General features: G+C 33.3%; 18 protein-coding genes and 1 pseudogene. 4 read left to right on the top strand and 15 right to left on the bottom strand.

The genetic code is table 11. The features are described from left to right. Window positions 1-139 precede the first annotated feature (139 nt). The 5 genes from prpB to PQF83_RS06015 form a co-directional block, all read right to left on the bottom strand. A complete protein-coding gene (prpB, locus tag PQF83_RS06035) occupies window positions 140-1,048 on the bottom strand; it encodes a methylisocitrate lyase (RefSeq protein ID WP_000312630.1) in 909 nt (302 codons plus the stop codon). Window positions 1,049-1,066: 18 nt separating this feature from the next. Next, window positions 1,067-2,503 (bottom strand): 2-methylcitrate dehydratase, encoded by a 1,437-nt coding sequence (gene prpD, locus PQF83_RS06030; protein WP_000598130.1) that lies wholly within the window; start codon window positions 2,501-2,503, stop codon window positions 1,067-1,069. Between the two features lie 98 nt (window positions 2,504-2,601). Further along, a complete protein-coding gene (mmgD, locus tag PQF83_RS06025) occupies window positions 2,602-3,723 on the bottom strand; it encodes a citrate synthase (RefSeq protein ID WP_001997427.1) in 1,122 nt (373 codons plus the stop codon). A gap of 395 nt (window positions 3,724-4,118) precedes the next feature. Then, a complete protein-coding gene (locus tag PQF83_RS06020) occupies window positions 4,119-4,409 on the bottom strand; it encodes a HesB/YadR/YfhF family protein (RefSeq protein ID WP_001222845.1) in 291 nt (96 codons plus the stop codon). A 16-nt stretch (window positions 4,410-4,425) separates the two neighbouring features. Further along, window positions 4,426-5,571 (bottom strand): MFS transporter, encoded by a 1,146-nt coding sequence (locus PQF83_RS06015; RefSeq protein WP_000440648.1) that lies wholly within the window; start codon window positions 5,569-5,571, stop codon window positions 4,426-4,428. 238 nt (window positions 5,572-5,809) lie between these two features. On the opposite strand from PQF83_RS06015, the gene PQF83_RS06010 reads away from it, so the two are divergent. Then, a complete protein-coding gene (locus PQF83_RS06010) occupies window positions 5,810-6,091 on the top strand; it encodes a hypothetical protein (protein WP_000270175.1) in 282 nt (93 codons plus the stop codon). Window positions 6,092-6,192: 101 nt separating this feature from the next. Here PQF83_RS06010 and PQF83_RS06005 read toward each other — a convergent pair whose 3' ends face one another. After that, window positions 6,193-8,703, bottom strand: a complete 2,511-nt coding sequence (locus tag PQF83_RS06005; RefSeq protein ID WP_048519959.1) for a PBP1A family penicillin-binding protein — start codon at window positions 8,701-8,703, stop codon at window positions 6,193-6,195. 465 nt (window positions 8,704-9,168) lie between these two features. On the opposite strand from PQF83_RS06005, the gene PQF83_RS06000 reads away from it, so the two are divergent. Then, on the top strand, window positions 9,169-9,378 hold the full coding sequence (locus PQF83_RS06000; protein ID WP_002163658.1) for a KTSC domain-containing protein: 210 nt from the start codon (window positions 9,169-9,171) through the stop codon (window positions 9,376-9,378). A gap of 68 nt (window positions 9,379-9,446) precedes the next feature. On the opposite strand, the gene PQF83_RS05995 is transcribed toward PQF83_RS06000, so the two are convergent. Together PQF83_RS05995 and PQF83_RS05990 are read right to left on the bottom strand one after the other, a co-directional pair. Beyond that, window positions 9,447-9,659 carry a YqaE/Pmp3 family membrane protein gene (locus PQF83_RS05995; RefSeq protein WP_000990231.1) on the bottom strand — a complete coding sequence of 71 codons (213 nt, stop codon included), beginning with the start codon at window positions 9,657-9,659 and terminating at the stop codon, window positions 9,447-9,449. Window positions 9,660-9,885: 226 nt separating this feature from the next. Then, window positions 9,886-10,221: a hypothetical protein gene (locus tag PQF83_RS05990; RefSeq protein ID WP_001066866.1), complete on the bottom strand. Its 336-nt coding sequence runs from the start codon at window positions 10,219-10,221 to the stop codon at window positions 9,886-9,888. Window positions 10,222-10,430: 209 nt separating this feature from the next. Between PQF83_RS05990 and gerPF the strand changes: the two genes are divergently transcribed. Beyond that, window positions 10,431-10,646: a spore germination protein GerPF gene (gene gerPF, locus PQF83_RS05985; RefSeq protein WP_001141565.1), complete on the top strand. Its 216-nt coding sequence runs from the start codon at window positions 10,431-10,433 to the stop codon at window positions 10,644-10,646. 188 nt (window positions 10,647-10,834) lie between these two features. Here the strand turns inward: gerPF and PQF83_RS05980 are convergent, their stop codons facing one another. The 5 genes from PQF83_RS05980 to PQF83_RS05960 form a co-directional block, all read right to left on the bottom strand. Then, complete coding sequence (locus PQF83_RS05980; RefSeq protein WP_001000610.1) at window positions 10,835-11,170, bottom strand: YolD-like family protein; 336 nt, start codon at window positions 11,168-11,170, stop codon at window positions 10,835-10,837. 669 nt (window positions 11,171-11,839) lie between these two features. Next, window positions 11,840-12,007 carry a hypothetical protein gene (locus PQF83_RS05975; protein WP_000050501.1) on the bottom strand — a complete coding sequence of 56 codons (168 nt, stop codon included), beginning with the start codon at window positions 12,005-12,007 and terminating at the stop codon, window positions 11,840-11,842. 236 nt (window positions 12,008-12,243) lie between these two features. Then, complete coding sequence (locus PQF83_RS05970; RefSeq protein ID WP_000864284.1) at window positions 12,244-12,462, bottom strand: hypothetical protein; 219 nt, start codon at window positions 12,460-12,462, stop codon at window positions 12,244-12,246. 486 nt (window positions 12,463-12,948) lie between these two features. After that, window positions 12,949-13,800, bottom strand: a complete 852-nt coding sequence (locus PQF83_RS05965) for a peptidylprolyl isomerase PrsA (RefSeq protein WP_000727488.1) — start codon at window positions 13,798-13,800, stop codon at window positions 12,949-12,951. A 464-nt stretch (window positions 13,801-14,264) separates the two neighbouring features. Then, window positions 14,265-14,861, bottom strand: a complete 597-nt coding sequence (locus PQF83_RS05960) for a hypothetical protein (protein WP_001157704.1) — start codon at window positions 14,859-14,861, stop codon at window positions 14,265-14,267. Window positions 14,862-15,136: 275 nt separating this feature from the next. Between PQF83_RS05960 and PQF83_RS05955 the strand changes: the two genes are divergently transcribed. Further along, window positions 15,137-15,331 (top strand): hypothetical protein, encoded by a 195-nt coding sequence (locus PQF83_RS05955; RefSeq protein WP_000412567.1) that lies wholly within the window; start codon window positions 15,137-15,139, stop codon window positions 15,329-15,331. Between the two features lie 923 nt (window positions 15,332-16,254). Here PQF83_RS05955 and PQF83_RS05950 read toward each other — a convergent pair. Continuing rightward, window positions 16,255-16,827: pseudogene (locus PQF83_RS05950) on the bottom strand (C1q-like domain-containing protein); the annotation flags it as partial. Between the two features lie 140 nt (window positions 16,828-16,967). Beyond that, on the bottom strand, window positions 16,968-17,504 hold the full coding sequence (locus PQF83_RS05945) for a C1q-like domain-containing protein (RefSeq protein ID WP_002163660.1): 537 nt from the start codon (window positions 17,502-17,504) through the stop codon (window positions 16,968-16,970). Between the last annotated feature and the right edge of the window lie 206 nt (window positions 17,505-17,710).

Raw genomic sequence — 17,710 nt, 5'->3', positions numbered from 1 at the left:
ATTTCGGCCTTACTTGCTACTACATATGCTCGTCTACGATGAGTGGAATATCTTATTTTTGAAAACAGAAGGCGATGAATTTTCACATCAAGCAGTTTGTCTTGCTAAAGATGTATTCTCATCGCCTTAGTTGTTTTATCTATTGATCCTCTGATAATACTGTTTTTGCAATTCCAGTATCTAGTTCTTCAAAGTCATGATATGAAATTGTTTCATATAACTCACTTCTCGTTTGCATATTAGAAAGTGCATCTTTTTGAGAACCAGTTTCCTTAATTAAAGTAAACACATTCTCATACGCTTTCGCTGCTACGCGAAGTGAAGTTACAGGATAAATAACCATTTGGAAGCCCATATTCGCAAATTCCTCTGCACTATAATACGGTGTTTTTCCGAATTCAGTCATATTCGCTAATAAAGGTGCATTTACCTTGCTATTAAATAGACGGAATTCCTCTTCTGATTGTAGCGCTTCTGGGAAAATTGCGTCTGCACCTGCTTTTACATATGCATTCGCTCTTTCAATTGCTTCATCTAATCCTTCTACACCACGAGCATCTGTGCGCGCTACAATATATAAGCTCGGTGCAACTTCTTTAATCGCTTTAATTTTTTGAACTAATTCTTCTGTCGTAACAAGTTTCTTACCATTTAAATGGCCACATTTCTTTGGTAATTGCTGATCTTCAATTTGGACAGCTGCTACTTTCGCTTCCACCATTTCTACAGCAGTTCTCGCTACATTTAATACACCACCAAACCCTGTATCAATGTCAACAAGAACAGGTAAATCTGTAGCTCTTACTAAATCTCTTGCTCTCTCTGCTACTTCAGTAGACGTTACGATTCCTAAATCCGGTAGCCCTTTACTTGCAGTATAAGCAGCTCCCGATAAATAAAGAGCTGAAAAACCTGTATTTTTCGCAACAAGAGCTGCCATTGCATCATGAGCACCTGGAATTTGTAAAATTTCATTTGCTTCTACTAAAGCTCGGAAGCGATTCGCAAGCTCTTCTTGTGTTGACTGTTTATCCACAACCCAAGCCATTCTAGATTCCCCCTATTATTAAATTAAGAATAGATCTACAAATTCGTTTACATTCATATTTTCTAGTTTCTCTTCATTTAAACAAGCTTCATGAATTTGTTCTTGTTGCTTATTAGAATAATGACCTGCCATATTCGCAGTGAATTTTTGAACAACTTTTGGAATCGCTTCGTCTCTACGGAAACGGTGACCAAGTGGATATTCACATTCCACATTTTCTGTTACAGTTCCATCTTTGAAATGAACTTGAACAGCGTTGGCGATTGAGCGCTTGTTCGGGTCAAGGTAATCTAAACTGTACTGTTTGTTTTCAACAACAACCATCTTATTACGTAATTCATCTACACGTGGATCATTTGCTACTGCATCCTCATAATCATCCGCAACGATATCCCCTTTTAATAAACCAATTGCCGTAATGTATTGTAAGCAATGATCACGATCCGCTGGGTTATTTAATGGACCTTCTTTATCAATAATACGAATTGCTGATTCGTGCGTTGTAATTGTAATACGGTCAATCTCATCTAATTTCCCTTTAATTTCTGGATGTAATTTCACAGCACATTCTGCAGCTGTTTGTGCATGGAATTCTGCTGGATATGAAACTTTAAATAATACATTTTCCATTACATAAGAATCTAATGGTCTTGCTAATTTTAATTCTTGTTTATTGAATAATACATCTTGGAATCCCCATCCTGGTGCAGATAATGCTGTAGGGTAACCCATTTCACCTTTTAGAGCAGTCATTGCAAGATGAACACCGCGGCTCGTCGCGTCACCTGCTGCCCATGATTTACGTGATCCAGTATTTGGAGCATGACGATATGTACGAAGACTAGAATTATCAATCCACGCATGTGATAATGCATTAAAGATTTCTTCACGTGTTCCACCAAGCATTTTCGCAACTACAGCAGTTGTTGCTACTTTTACATATAATACGTGGTCAAGACCAACTCTGTTTAAGCTGTTTTCTAAAGCAAGTACACCTTGAATTTCATGTGCTTTAATCATCATTTCTAATACTTCACGTACTTTTAACGGTTCTTTTCCTTCTGAAATACGAACACGGCTAATATAATCTGCCACAGCTAAAATTCCGCCTAAGTTATCAGATGGATGTCCCCACTCTGCTGCAAGCCAAGTATCGTTATAGTCTAACCAACGGATCATACATCCGATATTAAATGCACCTTTCACTGGATCAAGTACATATGACGTACCTGGTACACGTGTACCATTTGGCACGATTGTTCCTGGTACAACTGGTCCTAATAATTTCGTACATTCTGGATATTGTAATGCTAAAATTCCGCATCCAAGTGTATCAAGTAATACGTAACGAGCAGTACTGAATGCTTCTGCACTTGTTACCTCTTTATTTAATACATAATCCGTAATCTCTTCTAATAATGCATCTTTTTGTTTAATTTCATTTGTTTTAATCATGCTATCCTTCCCTTTCTGTCGAAAATTCGTTATTATTAATGATGGGTGTCGGTCAAACACCCATCTGGCGGGCGGTGCTAACAACTCCCCAGTTGTTCTTATTTACTAAGCACATGTCGCTCGCCAATATAATTTACACGTGGACGGAACAAACGATTGTTGGCATGTTGCTCAATAACGTGCGCACATAGTCCTACTGTTCTAGAGCTAAAGAAGATTGGTGTGTACAGTTGAATTGGAATACCAAGCATCCAATATACTGGAGCTGCGTAATAATCAAGGTTCGGATAAATTCCTTTTTCCTTCTCCATAATCTTTTCTCCAGCTTCACACATTTCATATAGTGTATAATCACCTTTCACATCACATAACTGCTTTAAAGCTTCCTTCATCATTAAAGCTCTTGGATCCATCTTCTTCATATATACACGGTGTCCAAAGCCCATAATTTTTTCTTTGTTATATAGTTTCTTCTGTAATAACTCTTCAAACTTTTCAACATTACCAGCTTCTAAAAGCATGTACATAACCGCTTCGTTTGCACCGCCATGTAAGCTACCTTTTAAAGATGCAACCGCACCTGTTAAAGCACCATATAAGTCGGATTGCGTAGATGCAATAACGCGCGCTGTAAATGTAGAGTTTGGCATTTCATGTTCACTATATAAAACAAGGGAACGATCAAAGATCTTCTCCTCAAGTTCAGTTGGTTTTTTACCTGTTAACATATAGAAGAAATTCGCGCTATATGATAATTCCTTAAGTGGTTCGATTGGCTCTTCATTATTTAAAATATGATAGCTATTCGCTACAATGTTTGGTACTTTACTCAATAATTTGTATCCGCGGCTTTTGTTTACTTCTAACGAGCGGTTTTCAATATCATTATCGTAACCAGCTAATGCGGACACACCTGTACGCAATCCATCCATAGGGTGCGTTTCTTTCGGTAATGCCTTCAGTACGTTGAATACACCTTCTGGTACCGCGTATTCTTCTTTTAATTTCTTTTCAAGTGTTGCTTTTTCATCTGCATTCGGTAGATGTTCTTCCAATAAAAGGTGCACAATGTCTAAGTACTCTTTTGTTTTTGAGAGTTCGATTAAATCATACCCTTGAATTACAATTTCACCTTTCACTGTGTCAAGAAACGAAATCTTCGTCTCCGCTGCCACTACACCATCTAATCCCGGGGAAAATTTTTCTTCAGCTTTCATCATTATTTCCTCCAATCCTAATAGATCTTCGTGCACATAACTGTAAGCCTTTACAATATTGTGAAACTACATTTCTATTTCAATGTATCAGAGTTTTTAGAAGATTTCAATTTATTTTATAATGATAAGTTTCCTATACTTTTCTTACTGTAACAATACAATTTTTTGAAAATAATTCTTATATTTTATAAAGAAAGAATAGACTTCTTTGCATATTTTTAAAAACAAGATATAAAGATTTTCCATATAACACCGCCAAATATACAATTATTCTAATTTTATTTACGAAATAGAAAAAACGAGCTGTACATAAATACAGCTCGTTACTATATGATATTTATTTCACTATGTCTTAAATATAATTTTTATATAAAACTTATTCATTTTTAATAAAGTTATTATTTTGCATAATTAAATTGAATTTCTTCCATTTCCTCATGATAACTTACAAATAAATCATAGTTTTGAAAATACCAAAGATCATCAACATCTACAAAAAATATAATACCTTCCTTCTCAACTGACACGATTTCCCCATCTGGTTTCTCTGCAACAATCCCTAAAGAATATCCAGGCTGAATTGAACTATTCCCTCCGTACCTTACAGTAAAACGTACAGATTCACCGTGCTTTATACGTAATTCTTCCTGGAACCATTGTAGAGCTTTACGATCAATTGAAATTCTCATCTTTATTCCCCCCAGTTTATGCAAACTCTTTTTTTCCTAATCGTTGTTTTACAAAGAAGACGAAAATAATTAAGGCTATTAATGCTGAAATTGCACTCCCTGAAAATAAAATACGATAACCAAACATTTGTGAAACAACTCCAAGTAAAATAGCACCTAACCCGATTCCTAAATCAAACGCTGTAAAAAATGAAGCGTTCGCAACTCCTCTTTTACTCGGATCGACAATTGTAAGCATTGCCGCTTGCAATGCTGGCTGTGCTGAACCGAATCCAACACCATATAATGTAGCTGCGATAACTACACCTATTAAATCATTTGAAATCGTTAATACAACTATTGCAATAACAGTAATGCATAGTGCCGGAAGTATGATAAATACTTCTCCATACTTATCTAATAGTTTTCCTGAAATTGGCCTTACAATCGTTAAAGCAATTGCATATACAAGAAAGAATGTCCCAGGATTCACATCAATTGACGATGCAAATAGCGGTAAAAACGTCGTAATGCCTCCATATGCAAATGATAAAAAGAATACAACTATCGTAATGGATAGAACCGATTTTTCAAACAGTTGTATTTTCCCTTTTTCTTTTTGTGGTGTGAATGGCATTTTCGTCATTAACGATAGTAAGACTGCCATAAAGGATAAAAGAGTTGCTAATAAGAAAAGGCCGTGAAATGAATAATTTTGTACAACCGATAATCCAATCATTGGGCCGATTGCCATTGCAATCGTCATAGCCATTCCATACCAACCCATACCTTCACCACGGCGTGAATCTGGAATAATATCAGTTATCGCTGTTCCAACAGCTGTTGTAGAAACAGCCCATGTTACTCCGTGAATAACACGTAAAACAGCTAAAAGGACAATAGTCGTCGCTAAATGATAAGAGTACATCGTTAACCCAAAAAAGATGAGTCCCAAAATAATAAAGGATCTTCTACCATATTGATCCAACATCCCTCCAATAATCGGTCGTATTACAACTGCCGCTATTGTAAACATTCCCATCATAAGTCCGACTTGTGATTCATTGCCACCTATCTCTTTAATAAAAAGTGGGAGCGTTGGAACAAGTAAATAAAATGCTGTAAATAAGAATAACATTGCGAAAGTCATTTGAATAAATGATTTCGTCCATAATCGTTCCATAAATATTCCTCCATAAAAACGTAAAATCTTACAATTAACACCTCTATTTTACTGTTTCCTTGTTCCTTTTCCCTCCGTAAATAGACGTATCTTTTTATAATAAATAGTCTACCTTCAATTTAAATTGGTCTTACAACTTTATACGTATGTTTTAGCCTAAAGTCCTATCTAACTGTACCTTTATATGTGTGAAAAGAATATACTACTTTATTATCGCAACTTAGGAGTGAATATTTTTATGTGGGTATCATCAAGAGTAACTGCCGTAGTTCCTTCGGCTCCTGGGATACACGTTCCCGCCGTTCATACAGCTAGTTCTGATGTCGGTATTGAACTTCCCGCAACTTGGCAACACTATCAAATTCCCGGTCAAATTACCCCCTCATTTTGGCATCATGGTGCACATCCAAGTAGTACCCCCTTTCAAAGCCACGCTTATCCTCCGTTACCTCAATCTCAAATTTTTTATCATTTTCCTTCAATTTATTTTCAAAACTTCTATGGTACTTTTAATATTTAAAATACATTGTCTCATAGCTACTGCATTCAAAAGAAAAAAGCACTTAAGATTATAATTTTTACAAATCTTAAGTGCTTTTTAATATTTTTTATAAAATTTTCTTATTGTCCATTATTAGCAGGGGCCTCTCCTGCATTACCGCCAGTTTCTGGTTGTGTGGTCGCTGGTGGAGTTGTATTTCCTTGGCCTCCTCCATTATTTGCTGGAGGTGTCGTATTCCCTTGACCTCCACCGTTATTTGCTGGAGGTGTCGTATCTCCTTGGCCTCCTCCATTATTTGCTGGAGGTGTCGTATTCCCTTGGCCTCCACCGTTATTTGCTGGAGGTGTCGTATTCCCTTGGCCTCCTCCGTTATTTGCTGGAGGTGTCGTATCTCCTTGGCCCCCTCCATTATTTTGTTCATTTTGTTTCTTTTCTTCTTGTTTCTTTTGCTCTTCTAGTTTCTTTTGTTCTTCTTGCTTCTTAAGTTCCTCTTGTTTCTTTTCTTCTTCTTGTTTTTTCAGTTCTTCCTGTTTCTTTAATTCTTCTTGCTTTTTCTCTTCTTCAGTTTTTTGCTGTTGATCTTGTTTTGGTTTTTCTGTCGTATCCGGTACGCTCGTATTTGGAGAAGAATCACGTTTTTCACCTTTTATACGCAGCTCACTACCTTCTTGAATTACACTACTTGGCATTTTAAATCTTGATTTGTCAGTAGCAAACTGACTCATCATTGCTTTAAAGATCAACTGTGCAATTTTCGTATTTTTACTACTAATATACTCGTCTTTACCATCTTTCATATATCCAGTCCATACTGCCATCGTATACTGCGGTGTATAACCTGCAAACCAACTATCACGAGTTGCACTTTCTGGAATGTTAAATTTCGCTAATTGTTTTGAATCATAGTTTGTTGTACCTGTTTTTCCAGCTACATCTAAAGAACTTATATTTGCTGCTGTACCAGTACCTGATGTCACTACTGAACGAAGCATATCAGTAATCATATATGCTGTAGAGTCAGCTATAACTTGTTTTGGTTTTTGTCCAAAACTTTGTGACTTTCCGTCTGGATAAACTACTTTCTTAACAAAATGCGGTTTTGCATACTTACCACCATTACCAAATGTCGCATAAGCACCCGCTATTTCAGTTGGTGACACTTCGTTTGTACCAATAGCTGTAGATTCTTTCGGTGTTGAGCTAAGTGTAATACCTAATTTCTCAGAGAACTCCTTCGACTTACTAAACCCTACTTCTTTTGCAGTTTTAACTGCTGGGACGTTACGCGACATTTTTAACGCTTCACGCATCGTAATTGATCCTAAATGACTTCTGTCCGCATTTCGAACTTCTTGTCCAGTTGAATATTTAAATGGAGAGTCATCAATTTGATGATACGTAGCCCATTTTAAGTATTCAATTGCAGGGCCATAATCATAGATTGGCTTCATAGTTGAACCAGCTGCACGATCTAATTCAATTGCCATATTATGCCCTTTAAATACTGCTTTATTTTCACCGCGACCACTACCTATAGCACGAATCTCACCTGTTTTCGTATCCATAAATGTGAAAGCACCTTGGAATTTATCATTTGGATAATTAATAATATTTTCATTTAAAATCTTATCAGCAAATTCCTGTGCTTTCGGGTCTAATGTTGTATAAATTTCTAAGCCATCAGATCCAATATTAACATCTGGTATTTCTTTTTCTACTTCTTTCACTACGGCATCCATAAATGCAGTATGCGGCATTGTTTGAAGTTCCGTTGCTGTCTTAAGTCCCTTTGTCACTTCAACTTTCGAAGCTTCTTCCATTTCTGCCTTCGTAATATAACCATGTCGATTCATCAATTTTAGGACAACATTTCTTCTTTCTGTTGCTCTTTGAATATTTTCTGTCTTCGTTGGATCATAGTTATTCGGTGCTTTTGGTAAACCTGCAAGCATCGCAACTTCTGGTAAAGTTAACTCTTTTAATTCTTTACCGTAGTAGTTCTGTGCTGCTGTTGCGATCCCATATGAACGATTACCTAAATTAATTTTATTTAAATACATTTCTAAAATCTCATGTTTTGAATACTGTTGTTCTAGCTTATACGCTAAATAAATTTCCTGAACCTTACGTTTTGATGTTTTTTCCATCGATAAGAAGTAGTTTTTAATAACTTGCTGCGTGATCGTACTTCCACCTTGTGAACCGTAATCTCCTTTAAGACTCACCAAAACAGCACGTGCAGTACCTTTAAAGTCTACTCCGCTATGCTCGTAAAATCGTGCATCTTCTGTTGCTAAAAATGCATTTTCTACTAATTTAGGAATTTGATCATACGTAACATTCGTCCGTTTCTCTTTCCCATATTCATATACCAACTCGCCATTTTTATCATAAATTTTTGAGGATAACGGATTAACAAGTTTTGCTTTCTCAAGTTTCGGTGCGTCCTTAATCATTACGAAGAAGGTAGCAACCCCCGCCACTAAACCAACAATACCAAGTAATAAACAAGTAATTAAAAACTTGCGAAAGAATGATGTTTTACCTTTTGGTTTTTGTGTTTTAGAAGCTGGCTGTTTTTTCTTTTTAACTTGTCGTCGCTCCTCTCGAGAACGATAATTTTCTGACATGTTACTTTCTCCTGCCTTTCAATTCTCCCGTTGATTTACTAAAAAATATTGAGGTCACTTTCTAAAATGAATTTAATTAAGAAAGTATATTGACCTGGAGCATTCAATATTTTCCTAATTCACAGATTATAAATTTTAGAATGCTTCTTATACAAAGTATTTTCACTTCTATTTTTCTAATAATGCTGCCCCTTTAAGCATAGAATGTAAAAAGTGAATTTTTAATACCTCGTATAAATAATATACCTTTTTTTCAAATGGTCAATATTTTCTTATTTATAAATCAAAGGTGAAATAAAAATAGCACAACGATATGTACTTCGTGTGAACTTCCTTATAATTACGTATAACGAACATTTAATATATTGCATATAAGTATAATACCTCTTTAATTATAAAGATTTCAACATCACAACCTCAACATCTATAAGAAATTATTAAAAATGAAAAGTGAGGAGTTGCGTAATGATGGAGTTATCTCCCGTGATTTCCAAAACTATAGTTGCTGTTGGCTATAATCCTTTTTCTATGATTTTACGCATTCAATTAAAGCATGGACTGTATGATTTCTTTAACGTTCCTGAAAACATTTACACCGGTTTATTAAACGCACACTCTAAAACGAATTATCACAATACTTATATTAAAAATTCTTACCGCTACACTAAAATTTAAACTTAACTAGAATGAAAAAAGAAAGGAGGTAGTCCCCCCTTTCTTTTTTAAATCATTTCACAACTCAGCTATCTTCTGTTCTTTTTATTTATTTCATCATATGCTTGAATTTGTTTTTTTAAACGCCGATCTGCTTTTTTATCATGTACAACTAATATCGCATGAATAACACCTGGAACCCAAAATATTAATGTTAATATGAAATTAATTACTGCTTGAAATGGTTTTCCGCAAAATAATACGGCTACAGGTGGAAGAAGAATTGCCAACAAATACATCATCTCTTGAAAACTCCTTGTTTTGTATTTTTCTCTCTCCATACACTATAAAAACCAGTAACTTTTACATTTCCGATATTTTTATTACCCACTAATAACTGTTCTACCATATCCTACATCTTAATAAAACTATATTTATGTTTACAGTGAGATTCGTCTAAAAAATTTTCAAACCATTTTTTCAACATAGAACTGTTCACCTCTATGAAAGAATCTTCATCTTGCCTTATTACATACTTTTACTTAAATACTCAATCTCATGTTGTAACTTTTTAAATTGTTCAAAATGCATAGTGATAGATTGACTGTTTCCATACTCAGCACTATGCTTCACCAATAAAACACCCGTGTCATGAAAAAACGCGTCAAGCTCTTTTCTAATGGATACTTTCATTATATGCGCTGTTTTAATAGCCGATAAAATTGCAATTTCATTAAACTTTAATTTTATTTCCTTTGGACAAAATGCTTCTTCCACCAATATAACTTCATTGCTATAAATAAGTGCAACAAGATTACTTGACTTTGCATCTGTTAAATCTACTTTTTTTATAACATTATTCATTACATTTTGCCTCCTTTGTTTTCATATATGATAATTATACAATTTCCATTTTTAATTACGTAACCTTACATTCAGTTTAACACACTTTTATTATGGGATTAAGCTACACTTCAAACGTTTTATTATTCCGCAATTTTCGTTAGATGAACCCTTTGGACTATAAGACCATATAGTAGTGTTAACAAATGATTGTAAAGTGGGTGAGAACTATGCCCTCAGTTGTAGGGAATTTAGTTGTACAAAATAGTAACGGTTCATTTAATTTAGGTGATTTCTATAACGTTTCTCCAAAAGAAAACACGAAGGCTTATAATGGATCTGGTGCTTCCAACGTTGGTTTTGTTGTTAATACTTTTAATGGTGTGAGTGCGACTAATACGTTTGATTCTGACCTTGCGGATCAAAACCAAGTCGGTACAGCTTAACCCTATTTTTTCATCGTTCTGTTTAAGAATTTTTAATTTGTCCATACTATAATCAGGCTGTTATACAGCTATTGTTGATTTTTGGAGTACCCTATCTTTTTCTCCCTTTCCCTGGGGCTTAGCAGCTAGTATGAAGCTAGCTGCTTTTCCGTTTCATTTTTTCTGTTTCACATCTAACATAGCTTACTTTACGCTATTTCAATAATATCCGTGGTATTAAATACGTAAGTTTTATAAAACGCGTCAGTACACATTACAATGCGCTTTAGCGGATTTATATGTACAACTGTCATGTAGCTTGTAAGTATGTATCCATCTTCAAAATATGTCACCAATATTTCTTTCTCAGACAATAATGACATTAATAATTTATCAGAAATTCCCTCTTTTGCTTCTTTTGTTAAAAATGGTTTTTGTACTTTACATTTCTCCCCAATAACCTTTCGCATACTTAATAACTGTTCCGACATTACTGTAAATGGAACCCATTCTCTTTTTGCTCTTTGTATCTTTACATCATTCATTTCTCTATCTCCTCGATTATTTATCCATTCTATTTCAAACATATTGCGCTTCGATTATTCTTTAATAATTGCTCGGCTCATATTTCCACCGCATGAACAGATAGGAAATCTCCCACCTCAAAATTCACAACATACAAGGAAAGTAAGTCGAAAATCAACTCCCCGTAAACAGCCGATTGGTGAAAATGTAATTAGTGGATGATGAACACCCACTAATTACATTTTCACTTTATTTCTAAATCGTATACTATCTACACATACAAGAACATTCGTTCTAATTATACACGAACCTACGTTCTTTTGAGAAGGAATTTATTTTTTCTTCATCAAATGAGCCTTTTTCCCATTTAATAGGAAGTTCACGTATCAACTAAAAAACGACTTCACTTAAAGAGAAGTCGTTTTTTCTAATCACCTATATTTCTATATTTATTTTTCTATCCTGACAAGTGTTCTTTCTGGAATACGAATCTCATCTATATGAAAATGATTTATTTTTAATTTTAATTCTCCCAATCGTTCCTTATCTTCATTACCAACCCAACAACTGAATAATTCAAAATAGTCCCCATCATTTAAATAACCTTCCATAATCGTGCATAAAGCTATTAGCTTTTTTTTAGCTTCCTTCTTCTCCCTTTCTGTTTGCCACTCATCAAGTTCAATACCTCACATTGTTGAAATTTCATACGTGTAACTTGTTTGAAATTGAAACTCTTGTACAATTTCAAGCATACTTTCATCTGAAAAACATGGCGCAAAAACAATTACATCATTAGAATCTGGATCCGTTAATGGAATTTCTACATTACACCCTATATAACTTGCTAAACTCATTTTTACTCCTCCAATATTCACATAAAAATAACTTATATGAACATTTATCTACCCAAATATAAAATCCCTACCTAAATTCAAAAAATCTATGAGATTTATAAAGAATCAAAACTCGTTCCTTATAAATTTCTATGAAAAGAGAGCAATTTAAACACTCTCTGTTCGTACATACTGCGTCAAACTATTTATTTATTTATTTATTTATTTATTTATTTATTTATAATTCACTCTAATTATTAAATATATTTCGGTTGTACTATTATATGTAACTCCCTCTCCGTTACTGCTTTTTTAGGATTCCGAAAATACTCTAATTCATATTTTAATACTTTATAGTCAACCATCCCAATCTTAATCCCTTTCGTTTCTTTTAAAATAGCTAATAGGTTATTTATATCTTCATCATACGATTCAAAAATTTTCCCTCCGTCTTCTCTTTGAAAAATTACTTTCACATTTTCTCCCCCTACATCATTTATTTATCTATCCAATAATTCATTCTTCACCTTAAAATTTCATACGAAAAAGAACATCCATCTTAATAGAATGCTCTGCTTTTCACTTCATTTAACGTCAATATATTTCAATCTTATTGTATGTTTCATTCTGCAAATTATGTTTATCCACTTCTATAAAGTGAAACTTTAATCCACTCAAGCTTTGTTCATTCCTGACTAATAATTAGCCTACGCAAATCTTACTGCCTACAAATAATGGGCTAAAATTAATTAATTCGTTTTATATTTAATGAGATGAAACCGAACATTATAATATCAACATTCTATGAAGTTATGATTAACCTACTTCAAGACAATTACATAAATTTCCATTGTAATTCTTAATATTTATATGTAATATTGTATTGTCTTACTATCTATTTATAACTCACACACTAACTAGAAAAGGGAACCTTTAAAGGTTCCCTTTTCTAATTACAGTCATTATTTCTTTTCTAGAAATTCAAATGTATTTTTAAACTCTTTATCATTCACCTTAATATCAGCATCTTTCAATAATTCATTGACTACTTGTTGTTTCCATTTACCTGTCGTCTCTTGTAGTCTTTGCTGTTCTATCTCTTTACGAATTGAATCTTTTACTTCATCAAATGGCTTTAATTCTTTTTTATCTGTCACTTTAATAATATGGTAACCGTAAGTTGTTTTTACTGGTTCACTTACTTGTCCTGCATCTAATTTATATGCAGCTTCCTCAAATTCTTTTACCGTTTGCCCTGGAGCAAAACCAGTTATTTCCCCGCCCTGTTCTTTTGAACCAGTATCCTCTGAGTATTGCTTCGCTAAAGCCGCAAAATCTTCTCCGTTATTTACTTTCTCTTTCACTTCTTTAGCAGTCTTTTCATCTTTTACTAAAATGTGACTTACCTTCATTTCTGGTTTATAGTTATCTTTTACATCTTTTTCTGTAACAGTCGCTTTAATCGCTTTCTCAAATGCAATTTCTGGCTTCATTTTTTCTTTTAATTCATCTTCATTTTTCAATCCAAGTTGCTCTAGAGTCGATTTGAAATTGTCGCCCATTTTATCTTTTGCTTCTTCAACTTGTTTTTTCGCTTCCTCATCTGAAACTTTATATTTATCTAGCAACGCCTTACTTAACACCATTTGGTATAAAGTACTTTCCCCATATTTTTGTCTTAATTCTTTACTTAACTCTTTCTCTGTAACATTTCCTACTTTTGATGTTACTACGTTGTCTGAGGAACCACATGCAGATAATGCCAGTACTACACATGAAATAATTGTTCCTAAAAATAACTTTTTCTTTTTCAATTCAAAATACCTCACTTTTATTATTATATAAGAATAACTATACAATAACCTTGTGTAAACAATGTGTTTTCTACATGTAATTCATTTCATGTAATTCATTTCATGTAAAAAAACTATGTATCAGTAGATAACATTAGTTAATCAATCTATCTTTTGCGCTAATATTAGAACCATTTTCTCTATTACTAATCTTCGTTTTTTGTAATTAATCTTCTTTATACTATGAAACATATGTATGAAAGTTAATTTACTGTATTTTTTGTGATTATTCTATATTAACGAAAACAATTTACCTCTCATTTCTTTTATATTTCAATTCAAAAATACTATCTTTACACTCTATATAAGATTCAGTAACAATTTTATCAGTGGAAGCCTCGTTTATCGTCCGCAATAACTCTACAAAATAACGTTAATGCATACGAAAAAGACATTTTCTATTAATGAAAATGTCTTCTCACAATTTAATAAAACAGTTTTGGTGTTAAATCTGTATTTTGTAATTGTGCACTTTCACTGCTCGGAACACAGCTTGTGGAGAATAATATTGGGATACCACAAACATCATCGTTCATTACATCATGAAATACATCTGCAGCAACACCAGTAAATGTTTGACATAAATTTGAAATATCATCATTAAAAAATTGAATTACTTGTGCAGCAAAAACAGGAAAGACAACATTTGCCCCACCAGGGAGTTGAGGCTGTACAACAACTTGTTCGAAATAAGGATTATTTTCTAGCGCCACTTGAAATAAATGGGCAATTTCAAATGCATCTAGTGGACATGGCAGTGGATTTACAATGTCATTTTCATTATTAGTTACAATAACTGTTACACTTACATTCCCAAATTCTACAAAAGATTTTAGGAGCGTTGCTAACGCTCTCGCTTTTTCATCACTTAACGCGTGCACTAAAATAATATAATTCCCTCCAACTGGAATTAGCGGACCAACTGTAACTGTTGGATCAGCACCAATTGAATTTTTTAACTCATTGAAATATGTGATCCATGGTGGTGAAAGCTGAGGTTGAGCTTGTACATTTTCTTGCAATCTTTCATTACCTCCTAATACAATTCTTACTACTATAATATGTAGCAAGAAAAAAAGCGTATTAGATAAATTACTTATTTTTTAATTTTACCTATTATATTGATTATACATTGTATAGAACATTCTCAGTTTTTACTGTATTTTCCACATTTTCACCATGCCATAGAACTCCATATCATTATCAACTCAACTAAAATTTCATATTATATTAGTACGTCTTTATAATATGAACGAAAAAACGCAGTATACAATTCTGCATCATAGGAGCTGATTTCATGGAGAAAAAACCTATTGTTTTCAAAGTCCCACCAAATTCAAAATTAAAAGTTACATTTTTCGGTCCTTGTAACGAAGTAATTACAAATGTTTCTATAATTAATCAACTTTCCACACCTAAATGTCAAACTATTACACAATATCCAAACTATACGAAATATGAAACTGAAGTACGATTATTATCGAGTTGTTAATCCATTCTATACAAAATCCTTACAATTTGGTTAACTACAAAACCTTATTAATAGACTAAGATTACTCATTTCATGATATTTCATTGATAATTTATTGATTTTTCACACATTTACATCAACCGAACATATATTATCGTATGGAGATTATCCACTCATAAAACCTATCTTTCTTTAGAGCGTACTTTTTATGTATGCTCTTTTTTTATTTATCCCTTATTCTGTACATATAAATCTGATCACTTTTATATTTCACGTCGGGTAAATCGACCTGCCCTTTATAAATAATCTAGTCAAGGTGTCCCCCATAATACTTCTTTATTTATTAGACATTCACTACTCTATTAAATTCGTGTATCCATTCAAGCACCATTTATCTAATATATTTTCCTTCTAAATTCACCAAAGATGTATTAAAATTCTTTATATACTCAAGGAGGTCAAATATGTTCAAGTTGCATCCCATACTACTCATCTTAGGTTTTATTTTATTTTTATATAGTGTACTTGCCTTCATGTTATTCCTTTCCATACAATAGTAATACCTGCACAAACCGATGTTAAATATGTAATTTCTATATAGTAATGAAAAAGCCTTTAATTATACGGACATAAATTAAGATGTCTTTTTATACCGTTAGGCAACTAGCAAATGTAACGCCAAAGAACTTTTACACCCTTGTTACTTACTCTTTTTATTACCTGCAGAAAATCTAATACTTAAAATAAGATAGCCCTTTCAACATCAAAACTGTAAAAAATAATTTTAAAACTTTACCTTTCATCATTACATCTTTAGCATGTGAAATTCTCATGAAACAAACTCTATTTAACCGATTTACTTATAAAAAAATAACAATAATAATCCCCCACCATTCGGTACAGGGGATTAACTAAACCTACTGAAAAGTATTTTATTCTCTTCGTTATTTAATTGGAGAAGGAAATCTTGCAGCTTCAAAATGAACCGTATTCACGCCATTAACATTTTGAACAATTACTCCGGCGACACTACTCTCAGCAAAAACTTCAACTGAATCCCCTGCTTCTAATTGAAGAATAGAAGTTACTGAAACATCATTGTTAAAAAATACTCCAGTCCCAAAGAAATCATTATCTATTGCTATCGCTGGATTTCCATTCACACGAATTTCAACTCTAGCTCTGTAGTTCACATTAAAATCATTTGGAGAGAATGTTATATTCCCTAATATACTATATACCCCTTTAGTCTTCGGAATAAAAATAGATGTTGCTGGGTTATATTCATTCGCTAAATCAAACTGTTCATCTTGGAACAATACTTTAACAGAAGTATTTTCCGGGACAGGTTGATTCATTGTATTAACAGCTCTAAAGGCAGATGCCCTTACAAGTTTTTCCTTCTTATCCTCACAACAATTTTCTTTTACATACTTTTTATCACATTTACTATTTTCTCTAAAACAATTATGACTTTTCTTTTTATAATCTTTACAATACTTACAGTAATAATAAGACGTAGTAAATCCCCCTTAAATTTATTATTACATACTATGCAATATAGATTAGAATCGTTTGGACAAACTGATACTCCTTTTAATAGAAAAAACCCCACCATTTCGGTGAGGATTACCCTTTATCTGCTGTATACTCAACTTTATTTAATTGGTGAAGGGAATCTAGCAGCTTCAAAATGTGAGCCGTCTTCCGAAGGACTTAAAACTCCGTCTATGCTACTTTGTGCATAAACCTCAACTTGATCTCCTGCATGCAATTGAATAATCGTCGAAACACTTACTACATTTCCAAAACCGATTGGACCAAAAAAGTCATTATCTATAGCTATTGTCGCGTTTCCATTCACACGAATTTCTACACGAGCTCTATAATTTAAGCTAGGATCGTTTGGAAAAAAACCAATCGTTCCAATAACAGAGTATACTCCTTTAGTCTTCGGAATAAAAATAGACGTTGCTGGATTATACTCATTTGCTAAATCAAATTGTTCATTTTGGAACAATACTTTTACAAAAGTATTAGCAGGAACAGGTTGATTCACCGTATTTCTAGCTCTAAATGCTGATGCCCTAACAAGACTATCCTTGTTGTCATTACACTTACTATCGTTCTTACAACAGTTATGCTGTTTCTTTTTATATTCTTTACAATACTTACAGTAGTAATAGCAAGACATACTCGTTCCCCTTTTATGCTTATTACTCCATATTATGTAAAAGAGAGTCACAATGTTTGGACGAACTATTGTTTTCCCCCTATACTTGTCGCCTATTTATATACACGTAGGCGGAAGACATTTCAATAACACAACAACCTAGTAGTATAGTGATCTCTATTCAAATTTGATAAATCCCTTTACTTTTTATGCATAAAAAAGAACGA

The sequence above is a fragment of the Bacillus sp. FF-1 genome (assembly GCF_028548245.1).
GTDB lineage: Bacteria > Bacillota > Bacilli > Bacillales > Bacillaceae_G > Bacillus_A > Bacillus_A paranthracis.
The sequence above is the reverse complement of the archived record's forward strand: the minus strand, read 5'-3'. Positions and strand labels throughout refer to the sequence as shown.